We start from the raw sequence: 352 nt of genomic DNA, 5'->3' as shown, positions 1-352 counted from the left end.
TAGTGCCAAGGCATTCACCGTGCGCCCTTTCTAACTTAACCATTAGCGAATAAATGGTACAACATAATGTTGTGTTATTTATTGGTTTGATTAAAGAAAAGTTTCACTTTTCCTCAGCAATTACTGTTATCTAGTTTTCAAAGAACAATCGCAACCAAAATTCTTCTTATCTAATAAGAAGAAAGTAGTRTGCTTTCTATAATTGAGAGATTGAACTCTCAAAACTGAACAAAGTGTCAAAACGTACGTCATGTAAAAATCCTTAGAAAGGAGGTGATCCAGCCGCACCTTCCGATACGGCTACCTTGTTACGACTTCACCCCAATCATCTGTCCCACCTTAGGCGGCTAGC

General features: G+C 38.5%; 1 rRNA gene. It reads right to left on the bottom strand.

The features are described 5' to 3' along the window. Positions 1-266: 266 nt before the first annotated feature. A 16S ribosomal RNA gene (locus AC1DEF_RS29415) occupies positions 267-352 on the bottom strand; the annotation flags it as partial.

Source organism: Priestia sp. 10L35 (assembly GCF_056395685.1).
The sequence above is the reverse complement of the archived record's forward strand: the minus strand, read 5'-3'. Positions and strand labels throughout refer to the sequence as shown.